Source organism: Gudongella oleilytica (assembly GCF_004101785.1).
Lineage (GTDB): Bacteria > Bacillota > Clostridia > Tissierellales > Tissierellaceae > Gudongella > Gudongella oleilytica.
In genome coordinates, this window is record NZ_CP035130.1 from 271,365 (window position 1) to 285,411 (window position 14,047).

The following is a 14,047-nucleotide window of genomic DNA, read 5'->3' on the forward strand; positions in this document are numbered from 1 at the left end:
TTTCATGGATAGAATGGATTTTATCCAAGGGGTAACCCGAGTAAGAGTCCTTGAAAACAAGCTCCTTGACCGGGCTGCTATCGAAAAGATGGTAGAAGCCAGGGATCTTGAAGAGGTATTCAGAACCCTTGGAGACACTGAATATGCAAGTGCAGTTACTCAGGCAGGAAAACCCGAAGAGTACGAAGTGATCCTGCATACAGAGCTTGAGAGGGTCTACAGGCTGGTAAGGGAGATTTCACCGGATAGCCTGGTGGTGGACCTGATGGCTCTAAAGTATGACTTCCACAACCTCAAAGTCATGATCAAGGAAAGACTTATGGGCAAGGACCTTTCAGCCATCTATTCCCGTGTTGGGACAATAGACTTCGAAAAGTTCAAAACTCAGTTCAACGCCGGTGAATACAGGGATATGGAGCCTGTGAGCTACAAGGAGGCAGTCCTTTCTGTTTTGAAGGATTTTGAGGAAAAGAAGGATCCTCAGCGAATAGATATACTTATGGACAGATATTATTTTGAGCACCTTCACAAAATGGCAAAGGATTCAGGCATCAGTCTGTTCCAGGACCACGTGAAGGATCTGATAGATTTTACAAACGTATCCTCCGCGATCCGCTTGAAAAAGCAGGATAAGGAGCTGAAGTTTTTTGAGGAGGTCATCCTTGAGAACGGACACATCGAGAAGGATACAATGCTTTCTACAGTCAACGATTCGGTGGAGACGATGATAAACAGGTTCAGGAATTCCAGGATCAGCAAGGAGCTATCAAAAGGACTTGAGGACTACCTAGAAACAGGCAGGCTTTCTTCCTTTGAGAAGCATATGGACAACTACCTGATGAACCTTAACAAGAGCTCCAAGTCGGTGACCTTTGGACCGGAGCCCCTTTTCTCGTATCTGGTGGCAAAGGAAATGGAAATCAAGATCCTGAGGATCATTATGGTGTCTAAGATGAACAATATTTCACCTGACGCCATAAGGGAAAGGCTGCGTGATTTGTATGTATAAGGTAGGAGTTGTTGGGGACAAGGATTCTGTACTGGCCTTCAAAGCCCTTGGAGTGGACGTGAACACAGTCACTGACCGCGAAGAGGCACGAAGGATAGTGGACACTATGGCGAGAAGCAATTACGGCGTCATATTCATCACTGAGCAGATCGCAAGCCTGATACCAGATACTATTGAGAGATATGACAAAGAGATAATCCCTGCGGTAATACTCATCCCGAGCAATCAGGGTTCACTGAACATAGGGATGAACCGTATCAACGAGAATGTCGAAAAAGCCGTAGGATCAAATATTTTATAGAAAGAGAGGGCTTATCTTGAAAGTAGGAAAGATTATAAAGGTATCTGGACCCTTGGTAGTTGCCGAGGGTATGGATGAAGCCAACGTATATGACGTAGTTCAAGTATCCGACAACAGACTTGTCGGTGAAATAATAGAAATGAGAGGCGACAGGGCGTCGATCCAGGTATACGAGGAAACGACCGGAATAGGGCCTGGTGACCCGGTTTACACCACTGGGGAGCCTTTGAGCGTTGAGCTCGGGCCTGGTCTTTTGGAGGCCATGTTTGACGGTATCCAAAGACCTCTTGAGGAATTCAGAAAATTGTCAGGGGACTTCCTTACAAGAGGTACAAAGGTTGACAACCTGAACAGAGAGAAGAAATGGCACTTCGTTCCAACTGCAAAGGTTGGGGACAAGGTAATAGGCGGAGATATAATCGGAACGGTCCAGGAGACTCCTCTGATCCTCCACAAGATAATGGTTCCAATAGGAATGAGTGGTGAGATAACCTCCATTACTGAGGGAATGTTTACAATTATTGAGGATATTTGCGTGCTTGACGGCACACAAAAAATCCAGATGCTTCAGAAATGGCCTGTAAGAAAAGGGAGACCCTTTAAGAAAAAATTGAATCCTGATGTGCCTCTGTTGACCGGACAAAGGGTTATAGATACCTTCTTTCCTGTTGCAAAGGGTGGAACTGCCGCAATCCCAGGGCCTTTTGGTTCAGGAAAGACAGTTGTGCAGCATCAGCTTGCAAAGTGGGCTGATACTGAGATAGTAGTCTATGTAGGCTGCGGCGAGCGTGGAAACGAGATGACTGACGTACTGATGGAGTTCCCTGAGATCATCGACCCTGCAACCGGAGAATCGTTGATGAAGAGGACAGTCCTCATAGCAAACACATCAAACATGCCGGTAGCTGCCCGTGAGGCTTCCATATACACAGGGATCACTATTGCAGAGTACTTCAGAGACATGGGCTATTCAGTCGCAATAATGGCTGACTCAACATCCAGATGGGCAGAAGCCCTGAGAGAGATGAGCGGACGTCTGGAGGAGATGCCTGGTGACGAGGGGTACCCCGCTTACCTTGCATCCAGAGCAGCTGCATTCTATGAGAGAGCCGGGAAGGTAATATGCAACGGAAGCGACGACAGAGAGGGAGCGATCACCGTTAATCGGGGCCGTATCACCTCCGGGTGGAGACATATCAGAGCCGGTATCACAGGCAACCCTTAGAATAGTAAAGGTATTCTGGGGACTGGACCACGCTTTGTCATACAAGAGACATTTCCCGGCCATCAATTGGCTGAACTCATATACTCTGTACCAGACTAAAATGGACCACTGGATGGCAGAAAATATCGACCCGGAGTTTGCAAAGAACAGAGCGAAGGCAATGACGCTGCTCCAGGAGGAAGCACAGCTTCAGGAGATCGTAAGACTTGTAGGTAGAGACTCGCTGTCCTATGAGGACCAGCTGAAGCTTGAGGCTACAAAATCAATAAGAGAAGATTATCTTCAGCAAAATGCATTCCACGAGATAGATACCTTCTGTTCACTACAAAAGCAGAACAAAATGCTAAAGCTGATACTGAAATTCTACGACCTTGGCGTGAAGGCCATTGAAAAGGGAGTGTACCTTAAGAGTATTGAAAAAATGCCAGTAAGGGAAAAGATCGCGAGGTCAAAATATATCGAAGAGGCACACCTCGAGCAGATAGACGAGATTGCTCAGCAGCTTGAGGCTGATATGAATAAGCTTATAGAGGAAGGAGGTATTCTCGATGCGTAAGGAGTACAACACAGTTAGAGAGGTCGTCGGACCACTTATGATAGTTGACGGGGTAGAGGGCGTCAAGTATGAAGAGCTTGTAGACATAGAATTAGGTACAGGAGAAAAGAGAAGAGGAAGAGTGTTAGAGGTCAACGGCGACAGAGCTATGGTACAGCTGTTTGAAAGCTCGACCGGGATCAACCTCAATTCCACCAGAGTCAAGTTCCTTGGCAAGCCCCTTGAGCTTGGAGTTTCCGAGGATATGATAGGAAGGATATTCGACGGACTTGGTAGACCAAAGGACAACGGTCCGAAGATCATTCCTGAGAAAAAAGTAGATATAAATGGTGTTCCAATAAATCCGGTATCCAGGGACTACCCGGAGGAGTTCATTCAAACCGGGATATCCTGTATAGACGGTCTTAACACACTGGTTAGGGGACAAAAACTTCCCATATTTTCGGGATCAGGCCTCCCGCACGGCGAGGTTGCCGCTCAGATAGCAAGACAGGCAAGGGTACTTGGATCTGGAGAGAAGTTCGCGGTAGTTTTCGCAGCAATGGGCATCACCTTTGAGGAAGCTCAATTCTTCATTGAGGACTTTACGAAGACAGGTGCGATCGACAGGGCGGTGCTTTTCATAAATCTTGCGAACGATCCTGCAATTGAAAGAATTGCAACGCCGCGTATGGCACTTACCTGTGCGGAGTATCTGGCATATGAGAAGGACATGCACGTTCTTGTAATCCTTACCGACATGACAAACTATGCCGAGGCTCTTCGTGAGACCTCTGCAGCCAGAAAAGAGGTTCCCGGAAGAAGAGGTTACCCTGGATATCTTTACACTGACCTTTCCACGATTTACGAGAGAGCAGGAAGGATAAGGGGGAGAAAGGGCTCCATTACCCAGATCCCGATTCTCACGATGCCTGAGGATGACATAACTCACCCTATCCCGGACCTGACAGGCTACATTACTGAGGGGCAGATAATTCTTTCCCGTCAGTTATACAAGAGGGGTATTGAACCTCCAATAAACATAGTGCCATCCCTTTCCCGTCTTAAAGACAAGGGTATAGGAAAAGGCAAGACAAGAGAAGACCATGCTGACACCATGAACCAGATATATGCAGCCTACACGTCAGGTATCGAGGCGAGAGAGCTTGCAACGATCCTTGGAGAATCTGCACTTTCCGATTCCGACAAGGCCTTCGCAAAATTTGCTGAAGCCTTTGACGAAAGGTATGTAAACCAGGGTTATGAGAACAACAGGACCATCGAGGATACCCTTGATCTGGGATGGGATCTGATGAAGATCATTCCAAGAGGAGAACTGAAGAGAATACGTACAGAGTACCTGGATAAGTACCTGCCTCTGGAAGAAAAAGGGGATGAGTAGATGGCGGTTTTAAACGTAAATCCTACTCGTATGGAGCTTACAAGGCTTAAAGCAAGGCTGAAGACCGCCACCAGAGGCCACAAGCTCCTTAAAGACAAGCAGGACGAGCTGATGAGACGCTTCATTGAGCTTATCAAGCAGAATAAAAAGCTGAGGACCCAGGTCGAGAAGGAGCTTAAGGAAGCCTTCCACGAATTTCTCCTGGCAAGTGCAGTAATGAGCCCTGAGCTTCTGGAGGAGGCAGTTGCCTTCCCCAAGGAGAACATCTCGGTGGACATAAAGAAGAAAAACGTAATGAGCGTCCATGTCCCTGTAATGAGCTTTATAAGAAAGCTTGAGGGAGATGAGGGAAGTATCTATCCGTACGGCTTCGCAACGACATCCTCGGAGCTGGACGACGCCATTAGGAAGCTTTACACGATAATGCCCAAGCTTTTGGAGCTTGCTGAGGTCGAAAAGGCCTGCCAGCTTATGGCTGATGAGATAGAAAAGACCAGGAGAAGGGTAAATGCTCTCGAGTACAGGACGATACCTGAGCTTCAGGAAACAATAAGATTCATCAGGATGAAGCTTGATGAAAACGAACGAAGCACGATCACAAGACTGATGAAGGTAAAAGAATTGATCAATAAGTAAAGGCAATTGACAATGGACAATTGACGATTGGCAATTGGCAATTGAAAAGAGAAGAGGCGGACGACTTGTCTGTATTTCTGTCATCCTAACAACTGCCTTTTTTAGCTTTTGGCTCTTGACTTTTAGCTCTTAGTTCTTAGCTTTTAGCTTTTAGTTCTTAGTTCTTCACTATTCAATGTTCAATAATAAAAAAATCAAAAAAATCCCCAGACCGATGTCTGAGGATTTTTTTAGTTATGGTGAGCGATATTGGACTCGAACCAACGACCTCCACGATGTCAACGTGGCGTTCTACCGGCTGAACTAACCGCTCATGTATTCCTATATTAGCACAAAAGTCCTTCTTTTTCAACAGTAATTTAGATGCCCAAAAACGTGAAATATCTGTGAAAGTGTTTACATCGTCCCTCATTAATATTAAACTTAAGGTAAGATAAATAAAGGGAGGCGGAGTGGATGCTAAAGCTCTTGGAAGCTGTTGTTTTTTTCTTGTATCTGATCCTGTTGTTGTATATGGGCGCATACATATCAAGAAACAAGCTGGGGAACAAATCCCATACCGTATTCGGGTATTTAGCATTTATTCTTGCCATGGCTGACTCTGTGTACTTCATCCCCAGACTTTACGGCCTCCTTACTGATGGTCTTGAGGAGAACCTCAGGATACTTGGATGGGGAAGGATAGGTCAGATGCTCATTATGACTCTTTTTTTCCTGGTGCTGTCCGACCTGATAAAGACCAGGTTTTCAACAAAAAGAAAGCTGCCAATGGATAAGCTTCTATATGGACTCATGATATTCAGGGCTGTGATCGGATTATTTCCACAGAACCAGTGGTTTCTCCTGGAGCCTGACGGAACCTTCGCATTCCTTAGGTTCATACCTCTTGTAATTTATGTGCTGCTTCTTTCAATTACCTTGATGGCACACAGCATGAAAAAGGGAGACAGCAATATAATATTATTTACCATTCTGATGATCATCCAGCTCCTTTTGGTCGAGTATCCCATATGGGGAGCTGAGAAGCTTTGGATCACATACATGATGGCTGCGGGTAGAGGGCTGATCTTTTTGTCAATGATATTTATTGGTTACTTGGAAGTCAGGAAGGAAAATGAATTAAGCAGGTATTAGGATCATAAACTATTACTAAAAGTAGGAAGGATTTGGTTTGATGAAGAAAACCCCGATCATGTTCGTGATCATTTTGGTAGCAGTACTGCTTTCTCAGGCAGTCCTTGCAATGGAACCTGAGTACGAGGAAGAGATGGAATTCGTGAACCTTACTGAAAGGGGGACGGTCCTTGAGGCTGGAGAGGTCGAGTCCGGTGAAGGTCAATTCTTCAGAGTCCAGAATGTGACCGTAAGGATAGATTCCGGGAACAGAAAGGGCGAGGTAGTCGAGGTTGAGAATTCACTTTCAGACCACCAATATTATGATATCATAGTGGAAAAAGGACAAAAAGTCGTCCTTATGCTGGAGGAGTACGAGGATGGAAGCTTCAAGACATATATCTCTGATTATTACAGAGCTAATTACCTGGGGTATCTTCTTGTATTGTTTGCACTCTTAGTTATTGCGATAGGCAGGATAAAGGGGGTCAAAGCGCTTGTTTCCCTTGCAATAACTGTAGCTGCAGTACTTTTTGTAATGCTTCCGCTGATGCTTAAGGGTTGGAATCCGATCCTGGTAAGCGTAATCACAGCAGTCGTAGTTACTATCGTTACCATGGTCCTTGTAGCAGGTTTTAACCACAAGACAATGTCAGCAATTTTAGGTACCTCTTTTGGAGTAATAATTGCAGGGGTAATAGCCTTCTACGTAGGAAATAAGGCAAGTCTGTCAGGTCTTTCAGCCGAGGAAGCAACAATGCTCATGTATATACCTCAGGGAATAGAGTTCAACTTCAGGCAGCTGCTTTTTGCAGGGATAATAATGGGTTCCCTGGGTGCAGCTATGGACATAGGAATATCGATCTCATCCAGCATTGAGGAGATCCACAAGGCTAATCCAAGGCTCTCAAGGCGAAGGCTTTTCAGATCGGGCATGAATGTTGGAAAGGACGTTATGGGCACAATGGTAAACACACTTATTTTAGCCTATACAGGAACCTCCATCCCCATGCTTCTATTGTTCATGGCATATGAGACAGAGCTTAGCAAGGTATTTAATCTTGATGTGATAGCAACTGAGGTTGTAAGATCCCTTTCGGGAAGTATAGGCCTTATCCTGACCATACCTATAACGGCTCTTTTCGCAAGCCACTACTCCAAGGAACAGGGCATAAAGCGAATGCGGGCTGCAAAAGCAGAGATAGATACCATGATAGAAAATGAGGTGACCGAATGATCACTATAACCATAACAAATGACGCAAAGGAACACATCCTGGAAAGATGCAATGATAAACCAGGCGTAATGATTGGCATCATACAGCAGAGATCCGGGTGATGCCCTTACAATGAACTGTCAGTTCAGACAGGCGAGCCTAAGGAAAAAAGTGCATTTGACATCTATGAAATAGGAGGGATCACTGTTTATCTCCAAAAGGAAATGGAAATACCCAAAGATAGCGTCGAAATATATATTAAAAACCTTGTGTTCAAGAAGCAGATTTTTGCCAAGGGAATTAAATACAGGGGTCTGTAACTAATATCGAAATCTGAGAGGTGTTATTATATGAAGGTAACGGTTTCAAGTGAAGCAGCTGAACACATAAAGAAAAAATCAAACGGAGAACCAGCTGTAAGAATAGCAGTGATCCAGGTCAAGGGCGGGTGATGCTCCTCAAGCCAACTATCCGTTGAGATAGGACACCCGGGAGATACAAAGCGTTTCTACGAATACGAGGATAATGGAGTGAAGGTATTCATACAGAAAGGGCTCAGTACACCAAACGATCAGGTGGATGTAAACCTGAGCAAGGTGCTGTTTGCCAAGTCCCTTTCAGTCAGAGGGATAAGGTATTGACCAAATAATCGTTTATCGGATGCCTTAAAGGGTAGTAATGTATTGTACAAAATAAGAATTAGGAGGTATCCGAGAATGATTGACAAGAGCCTAAAGGCAATATTAAGAGGAGACATCGGATCAAACAAGGTCAAGAAATTGAGAAATGAAGCCCTGATACCAGGGGTAGTCTACAGAAAAGGAGAACCGTCAAAGAGCTTTGCAGTTGATGAGCTTGAGTTCACGAAGCTTTTCAGGCAGGTGGGGTCATCCGCGCTGTTTGAGCTTGACATGGAGGGCGAAAAGATCCCAACGATTGTAAAGTCCGTGCAAAGGGATCCTGTCAAAGGCAAAGTGATCCATATAGATCTTCAGAAGCTCGATATGGAACAGAGGATAAAGCTCCACGTTCCAATTACACTTTTGAACAGAGACAATATTGCGCTGCAGCCATCTGTTCTTATGCAAATGATGGATGCTGTAGAGATAGAGTGCCTTCCGGGAGATATTCCCGAATCGGTAGGGATAGACGTCTCAGGGATGGACTTTAATACCCCGATATTGGTTAAGGATCTTGACATAATGAAGGATGACAGACTCATAGTCTTGACTGATCCAGAGCAGCTTATCTGTTCACTGAATCCACCGTCAGTATCTGCTGGAGCTGAGACTGAAGGGGAGTCGCCATCTCCGGAAGCGGCTCCGGGAAAAGATGAAGATACAGAATAATAGATACACAGGACAGGCTGGAGAGTCTGTCCCTTTTTTTAGTAAAGGAGGATAGTTATGGGAAAAATTCTCTCAGCATACCTTACACCTCACCCGCCGATAATAATAGCTCAGATAGGTCAGGGGGAGGAGCAAAAGGCCATAAAAACCATAGAGGGCATGGAGGAGATAGGAAGAGATATCGCCATGAGAAAGCCTCAGACGATACTGATCATAACTCCCCATGGGCCTGTATTCTCAGACGCCAATGCAATATCAATGGAGAAAACACTTAAGGGGGATTTCAGCTCCTTTGGCCACAACGAGCTTTCATACTCCTATGACACAGATCAGGAGCTGACCTGCCAGATAGTCAAGAATTGCCTGAAAAACAATATTTCCGTTGCACAGATGACAAAGGACATGTATAAAAGATATAAGCTGGACGGCAAGCTCGACCACGGAGCCCTTGTGCCTCTTCATTTTGTGGACAAGTATTACTCAGACTTTCAGATCGTCCACATAACCTATGGCGTTTTATCCCCAAAGGAGCTGTACCTTTTCGGAAGGCAAATTGAAGCTTCGATCCTTCAACAAAAAAACAATGTGGTCATCATAGCCAGCGGGGATCTGTCACACAAGCTAAAGGACAGCGGACCATACAGCTATAGTCCTGAGGGACCTGAATTTGACAGACTTATAATAGAAATAATTGAAAAGGCAGATATTGGAGCCATATCATCCTTCGACATGGAGCTTGCCCATAAGGCCGGTGAATGCGGACTAAGGTCCCTGATGATACTTGCAGGGATCCTAAGCCCCTATGAGCTTGACACCAAGGTTCTGTCCTATGAGGGGCCTTATGGGGTAGGCTACGGAACAGCAAAGTTAATACCTGGAAAAAGGACAAACAGGGATTTGATGGATACCATCGAAAAATCACAGAAAACAAAGCAGACAGCAATAAGGCAGTCGGAAAGTCCACATGCTGCCCTTGCCAGGAAGAGTCTGGAGCATTACGTTCTGACCGGGGAATATTTAGAAGTCCCGGAGGATCTGCCGGAGGAGCTATTGGTAGCTGCGCGGCCGGTATTCGTTTCAATTAAGAAGCACGGAAGCCTGAGGGGCTGCATAGGCTCCACTGCTGCATCCAGGGGAAGTCTTGCAAAGGAGATAATCCACTATGCCGTTGAAGCTGGAACAAGAGATCCCAGATTTTCAGCTGTCACCGAAGATGAGCTGGAGGAGCTGGTTTACTCGGTGGACGTACTGTCTCCATCAGAGCCAATTCATTCGATTGCAGAGTTAGACCCGGGAATCTATGGGGTAATAGTTGAGAAAGGATACAGACGAGGTCTTCTATTGCCGATGATAGAGGGAGTGGATACCCCCCGGGACCAGGTGAGGATAGCGCTTCAGAAAGCAGGGATATCTGAGGATGATGATTATAAAATGGAACGCTTCAGGGTAGAGAGATACCAATAGGAGATGATTGCCTTGAGGGAAGCTATGTTCTACACCAATAAAGGTGAAAATGTAATCTGTAATCTTTGCCCTCATCATTGCAGATTGGGGGAAGGGCAGAGAGGGAGATGCGGAGCCAGACAGAATATAGGCGGCAAGCTATATTCTCTGAATTACGAGAGGGTAACGGCATACAACTACGATCCTATTGAAAAAAAGCCACTGTATCATTTCTATCCTGGAAGTACAATATTTTCCTTTGGGAGCTACGGCTGTAACCTCGGTTGTGACTTCTGCCAGAACTGGCAGATAGTTACTGATCATAACAGCTTTGTGGAAGCAACTACTGAAGACATTCTCGACCTTGCAAAGGTCAGAGGATCCATTGGGATCGCCTACACCTACAATGAGCCTACCGTTTTCTATGAATTTGTTTTGGACACAGCAAGGAAAGCAAGAGAGGAAGGGCTATTTAACGTCCTCGTCACCAACGGCTATATCAACAGGGAACCCCTGGAGGAACTATTGCAGTATATAGATGCAATGAATATCGATCTGAAGTCGTTTACAAACGAGTTCTATCAGAGCATTTGCAGGGGGACTTTGGAGCCTGTTCTTGAAACCATAAGACTTGCAGCTAAAAAAACGCACGTTGAGCTGACGACACTTATAATTGATGGAAGGAACAGCTCGAAAAAGGAGATGGAGGAGCTTTCAGGCTTCATAGCATCGATTGACCCCGGTATACCATTTCACCTGAGCAGATATTATCCAAACTACAGGATGAAGGATCCGCCCACATCTGTCTATACTCTCACTGAGCTTAAAAAGACAGCGGAGAAGAAATTAAAGCATGTCTATGTTGGGAATGTTCTGGGATATGACAATGATACTTACTGCCCGGAATGCAGAAAACGTTTGATTGGAAGGTTCCCGCAGATCCGGATCGAAGGAATGGTGGAAGGACGCTGCAGTCAATGCGGCTACAAGGTTCCAGGAAGATTTTGATTTCCGGGATTTTGAGTTTCTGCAAAAAAAGTTTACAAATGCTAAAATAATAGTTTATTTATATTAAAGGATGCGCTATAATTATACCGTTGTTAACACCGAAAAATTAGGAGGCTGATCGTGGGAGATGAAAACACCCGTATTTGATGCATTGAAGAACCTGATGGAGGAAAACTCAGTATCCTTCCATATGCCCGGACACAAGGGGAAGAATACACTTATTAATTGGGGAGACTATATACCGTATATAGATACTACCGAGGTTGAGGGCATGGACAACTTGCTTGAGCCCAGGGGCATAATCCAGGATTCCCAGGACTATGCAGCTGAGGTTTTTGGTTCAAAGGCTACCTATTATGCCGTAAATGGATCTACAGGTAGCATTTACATTGCTCTAGCTGCAATAACTAAGCCGGGAGACAAGGTTCTCATTCAGAGGAATTGCCACAAGGCCGTTTATAACGCCCTTATACTAAACAGGATCCAGCCTGTATACCTGTATCCAAACTACAACGAGAATCACAATGTCCTTACCGGTCTATACCCGGAGGATGTCGATGAGGCTCTGAAAGCTGATCCTGAAATAAAGGCAGTGGTAATTACCTATCCAAACTACTACGGTGTTTGCTCAGACCTTAAGTCCATTGCTGACATAGTCCACAAGTACAACAAGGTTTTGATGGTAGACGAAGCCCATGGTCCTCATTTCACATTTAATGACAAGCTTCCCGTTTCGGCTCTTAAGGCGGGCGCAGACATAGTGATCAACAGTACCCATAAGACATTGCCAAGCTTTACTCAGACATCAATGATCCATGTAGGTACTGACAGGATAGACCTGAACAAGCTGAGAGACAGATATCAGCTTTATACCACGACAAGCCCATCTTATCTGTTCACTCTTTCAAACGAGCTGGCAGTTTCCTACATGGACAGCCAGGAGGGGAGGGAAAGACTTGAGTGGAGCATAAAAAAGGTAGATGAAGTAATAGAAAGACTTAATAAGATCCCAAGGGTGGAGGTATTTACCGGAGACCCTGATGATCCAACAATATATTCAAAGGACAATACGAAGATACTAATAACCATAGATGGTATTAGAGGCTCCATGGTGAAGAAAAAGCTTAGGACAGACTACAACATAAGACTGGAAATGGCTGACTTCTATTATGCCCTTATCCTGACCAGCCTAATGAATGACGACGATGACTATGAGAAAGTGATCGCAGCAATAGAGGACCTGGCAAAGAATGCTCCCTACGAGGAAATAAACTGGGTAAACGTCAAGATGCCGACTCCTAAGATAATAATAAGACCGGCTGATGCGTACTATGGCAAGAAGGAACAGGTAAAGCTGAAGGATGCAATAGGCAGAGTATCAGCCGCGCCAATAATTCCTTATCCACCGGGGATCCCATTGATAGTCCCTGGAGAGGAGATAACTCAGGAGATATATGAGCATGTATTATTCCTTATGGACAATGGCATTGAGATAGTAGGACTTATGGGCAAGGAAAAGGACAACGTAGTAGTAGTCGAGTAAGGAGCTGCATAGCATGAGTGGATTATTCATAACTCTGGAGGGTCCCGACGGATCCGGTAAATCAACGATGATAGGCCTTATCGGTCAATATCTTAAGGAACAGGGCATAGAACATGTCATAACCCGGGAGCCGGGGGGCACTGCCATTGGAGAGAAAATCAGAGGGATAATAATAGACAGGGAGAATATAAACATGGGACCTGAGACTGAGGCATTGCTGTTTGCTGCGTCCAGGGCTCAGCATGTCCACGAGAAGATACTGCCCGCCGTTGAGGAGGGGAAGGTAGTGGTATGCGACAGATTCCTGCTTTCAAGTCTGGCATATCAGGGAGTTGGAAGAGGCCTGGGGATCCAGGAGGTAAAGGCAGTAAATGAATTTGGATTGAGGGGAATGACCCCTGATCTTATCCTTTTCTTCCATGTGGATCCTGAGGTTACACTTTTGAGGAAAACCAAGGAAGGCGGGGACAGACTGGAGGAGGAAGGCGGAGTCTTCCACAGGGAGGTTTACGAGGGCTACATGACCCTCCTGAGAATGTATCCGGATAATGTCGTTGTAATAGATGCAGAAAAATCAGTGGAAGAGGTATACGCCCAAACTATTGCGGCACTAACAGAGGTGCTGAAGTCGAAGGAGGAAACGCTATGAAGCTTATAGTTGCAATCGTTCAGGATCAGGATGCGCCGGGAGTTATAGAGGAGCTGATGGAGAAGGAATTCAGGGTGACGAAGCTGGCATCCACAGGCGGCTTTCTTAAGGCTGGGAATACAACACTGTTAAGCGGTGTTGAAGACGATGAGGTAGATAAGGTGATCAAGGTCATCGAGGACAACTGCAGAACCAGAGAGATAACTACCTCACTTCTTACGGTTTCAATGCCCGGCGATACCTATATCCCATACCCTCTGGAGGTCAAGGTGGGAGGAGCAACTGTGTTTGTACTTGATGTAGAGAAGCATGTAAGGATATAGGGGGTCATTCGTATGAAGCTGATTGTAGCCATCATAGACGATGAGTTTTCAGGCAAGGTGGTTAAGGCACTGATGGCTGAAAAAATACGAGCCACTAAGCTTTCATCCACAGGCGGCTTTCTTAGCTCCGGGAATACCACTCTTCTTATAGTCGTTGAAGATGACAGGGCGGATGAAATCACTGAACTGATAAACAGGCATTGCAAAAGCAAGAGGATAAAAAACGGCACAGAAGAGGTCACAGTGGGAGTTAACCTGTTTGTAATGCCGGTTTCGGGATACGAAAGGATATAGC

Annotated in this window: 13 protein-coding genes, 1 tRNA gene and 1 pseudogene; 14 read left to right on the forward strand and 1 reads right to left on the reverse strand. The window is 45.4% G+C overall.

Annotation, left to right across the window (positions count from 1 at the left end; all coding sequences use genetic code 11):
- The first annotated feature begins 4 nt into the window (after window positions 1–4).
- The 5 genes and pseudogenes from EC328_RS01315 to EC328_RS01335 all read left to right on the forward strand — a co-directional run bounded on the left by EC328_RS01315 (window position 5) and on the right by EC328_RS01335 (window position 5,108).
- Complete coding sequence (locus EC328_RS01315) at window positions 5–1,009, forward strand: V-type ATP synthase subunit C (protein WP_128425128.1); 1,005 nt, start codon at window positions 5–7, stop codon at window positions 1,007–1,009.
- A complete protein-coding gene (locus tag EC328_RS01320) occupies window positions 1,002–1,310 on the forward strand; it encodes a V-type ATP synthase subunit F (protein WP_128425129.1) in 309 nt (102 codons plus the stop codon). The genes EC328_RS01315 and EC328_RS01320 overlap by 8 nt, the downstream gene beginning before the upstream one ends.
- A gap of 16 nt (window positions 1,311–1,326) precedes the next feature.
- Window positions 1,327–3,091 (forward strand): annotated as a pseudogene (locus EC328_RS01325) (V-type ATP synthase subunit A).
- Complete coding sequence (locus EC328_RS01330) at window positions 3,084–4,472, forward strand: V-type ATP synthase subunit B (RefSeq protein ID WP_128425130.1); 1,389 nt, start codon at window positions 3,084–3,086, stop codon at window positions 4,470–4,472. Before EC328_RS01325 ends, EC328_RS01330 begins: the two are co-directional and overlap by 8 nt.
- Complete coding sequence (locus tag EC328_RS01335) at window positions 4,473–5,108, forward strand: V-type ATP synthase subunit D (RefSeq protein ID WP_128425131.1); 636 nt, start codon at window positions 4,473–4,475, stop codon at window positions 5,106–5,108. It abuts the gene before it with no gap.
- 237 nt (window positions 5,109–5,345) lie between these two features.
- Here the strand turns inward: EC328_RS01335 and EC328_RS01340 are convergent.
- Window positions 5,346–5,421 (reverse strand) — tRNA-Val (locus tag EC328_RS01340).
- A gap of 143 nt (window positions 5,422–5,564) precedes the next feature.
- On the opposite strand from EC328_RS01340, the gene EC328_RS01345 reads away from it, so the two are divergent.
- The 9 genes from EC328_RS01345 to EC328_RS01385 all read left to right on the forward strand — a co-directional run bounded on the left by EC328_RS01345 (window position 5,565) and on the right by EC328_RS01385 (window position 14,046).
- A complete protein-coding gene (locus tag EC328_RS01345; protein WP_128425132.1) occupies window positions 5,565–6,242 on the forward strand; it encodes a hypothetical protein in 678 nt (225 codons plus the stop codon).
- 40 nt (window positions 6,243–6,282) lie between these two features.
- Window positions 6,283–7,458, forward strand: coding sequence for a YibE/F family protein (locus EC328_RS01350; protein WP_128425133.1), 1,176 nt, complete (start codon window positions 6,283–6,285; stop codon window positions 7,456–7,458).
- Window positions 7,459–8,153: 695 nt separating this feature from the next.
- The gene (locus tag EC328_RS01355) at window positions 8,154–8,786 is read left to right on the forward strand and encodes a 50S ribosomal protein L25 (protein WP_128425134.1); all 633 of its coding nucleotides are present in this window, start codon (window positions 8,154–8,156) and stop codon (window positions 8,784–8,786) included.
- A 57-nt stretch (window positions 8,787–8,843) separates the two neighbouring features.
- Window positions 8,844–10,250: an AmmeMemoRadiSam system protein A gene (gene amrA / locus EC328_RS01360; RefSeq protein ID WP_128425135.1), complete on the forward strand. Its 1,407-nt coding sequence runs from the start codon at window positions 8,844–8,846 to the stop codon at window positions 10,248–10,250.
- 24 nt (window positions 10,251–10,274) lie between these two features.
- Window positions 10,275–11,237, forward strand: coding sequence for an AmmeMemoRadiSam system radical SAM enzyme (gene amrS / locus EC328_RS01365; RefSeq protein WP_240671502.1), 963 nt, complete (start codon window positions 10,275–10,277; stop codon window positions 11,235–11,237).
- Between the two features lie 127 nt (window positions 11,238–11,364).
- Window positions 11,365–12,780, forward strand: a complete 1,416-nt coding sequence (locus EC328_RS01370) for an aminotransferase class I/II-fold pyridoxal phosphate-dependent enzyme (protein ID WP_128425137.1) — start codon at window positions 11,365–11,367, stop codon at window positions 12,778–12,780.
- Between the two features lie 13 nt (window positions 12,781–12,793).
- On the forward strand, window positions 12,794–13,429 hold the full coding sequence (gene tmk, locus EC328_RS01375) for a dTMP kinase (RefSeq protein ID WP_128425138.1): 636 nt from the start codon (window positions 12,794–12,796) through the stop codon (window positions 13,427–13,429).
- Window positions 13,426–13,752 (forward strand): cyclic-di-AMP receptor, encoded by a 327-nt coding sequence (locus tag EC328_RS01380; RefSeq protein ID WP_128425139.1) that lies wholly within the window; start codon window positions 13,426–13,428, stop codon window positions 13,750–13,752. Before tmk ends, EC328_RS01380 begins: the two co-directional genes overlap by 4 nt.
- 12 nt (window positions 13,753–13,764) lie before the next feature.
- Window positions 13,765–14,046, forward strand: a complete 282-nt coding sequence (locus EC328_RS01385; protein WP_128425140.1) for a cyclic-di-AMP receptor — start codon at window positions 13,765–13,767, stop codon at window positions 14,044–14,046.
- Window position 14,047 lies beyond the last annotated feature (1 nt).

Excerpts from the sequence above, each read along its gene's own strand:
- tmk (WP_128425138.1), top strand. The coding sequence starts at position 12,794 with ATGAGTGGATTATTCATAACTCTGGAGGGTCCCGACGGATCCGGTAAA.
- EC328_RS01315 (WP_128425128.1), top strand. The coding sequence starts at position 5 with ATGGATAGAATGGATTTTATCCAAGGGGTAACCCGAGTAAGAGTCCTT.
- EC328_RS01320 (WP_128425129.1), top strand. The coding sequence starts at position 1,002 with ATGTATAAGGTAGGAGTTGTTGGGGACAAGGATTCTGTACTGGCCTTC.
- EC328_RS01385 (WP_128425140.1), top strand. The coding sequence starts at position 13,765 with ATGAAGCTGATTGTAGCCATCATAGACGATGAGTTTTCAGGCAAGGTG.
- EC328_RS01345 (WP_128425132.1), top strand. The coding sequence starts at position 5,565 with ATGCTAAAGCTCTTGGAAGCTGTTGTTTTTTTCTTGTATCTGATCCTG.
- EC328_RS01350 (WP_128425133.1), top strand. The coding sequence starts at position 6,283 with ATGAAGAAAACCCCGATCATGTTCGTGATCATTTTGGTAGCAGTACTG.
- amrA (WP_128425135.1), top strand. The coding sequence starts at position 8,844 with ATGGGAAAAATTCTCTCAGCATACCTTACACCTCACCCGCCGATAATA.
- EC328_RS01335 (WP_128425131.1), top strand. The coding sequence starts at position 4,473 with ATGGCGGTTTTAAACGTAAATCCTACTCGTATGGAGCTTACAAGGCTT.
- EC328_RS01330 (WP_128425130.1), top strand. The coding sequence starts at position 3,084 with ATGCGTAAGGAGTACAACACAGTTAGAGAGGTCGTCGGACCACTTATG.
- EC328_RS01380 (WP_128425139.1), top strand. The coding sequence starts at position 13,426 with ATGAAGCTTATAGTTGCAATCGTTCAGGATCAGGATGCGCCGGGAGTT.
- amrS (WP_240671502.1), top strand. The coding sequence starts at position 10,275 with ATGTTCTACACCAATAAAGGTGAAAATGTAATCTGTAATCTTTGCCCT.
- EC328_RS01355 (WP_128425134.1), top strand. The coding sequence starts at position 8,154 with ATGATTGACAAGAGCCTAAAGGCAATATTAAGAGGAGACATCGGATCA.
- EC328_RS01370 (WP_128425137.1), top strand. The coding sequence starts at position 11,365 with ATGAAAACACCCGTATTTGATGCATTGAAGAACCTGATGGAGGAAAAC.